This is a genomic window from Pseudoselenomonas ruminis (assembly GCF_008271295.1).
Classification (GTDB): domain Bacteria; phylum Bacillota; class Negativicutes; order Selenomonadales; family Selenomonadaceae; genus Selenomonas_A; species Selenomonas_A ruminis.
On record NZ_VTOY01000046.1, the window covers coordinates 1 to 536 of the forward strand.

The following is a 536-nucleotide window of genomic DNA, read 5'->3' on the forward strand; positions in this document are numbered from 1 at the left end:
GCTCAAAAATACAACAAATACCTGCATATCATGGGGAATCGCAACAGCTTTGCCAAGACAGATACAGATGCCACCTTCATGCGGATGAAAGAGGATGCCATGAAAAATGGCCAGCTAAAGCCTGCCTATAACATCCAGTATGGCACAGATTCCGAATTTGTTACTTGGGCTACGGTTGGTCCGCAGCCAACGGACACGACGACCCTGATTCCATTTTTACAGGAACTGGAACGCTATACGAACAAACGTTACTGCAATGTAGTAGCAGATTCTGGTTATGAGAGCGAAGAGAACTATCTTTATCTCGAAACAAATCAGCAGAGTTCTTTTATCAAGCCAAGCAACTACGAGAAGAGCAAGACTCGAAAATGGAAACAGGACATTGGCCGCAGGGAAAACATGACCTATCTGGCCGATGCGGATGCCTATCTGTGTGCCCAAGGCAGGAAATTGACCGTAACCAAGGAATTTATCCGGAAAAGTAAAACAGGATTCCATAGCCAGATAACCCATTACAGCTGCGAGAATTGCAAAGG

The 536-nt window shown here is 45.3% G+C and carries 1 protein-coding gene; it reads left to right on the forward strand.

The features are described 5' to 3' along the window. Positions 1-536: transposase (locus FZ040_RS13865; protein ID WP_149172545.1), on the forward strand; the 536-nt coding region annotated here is incomplete at both ends.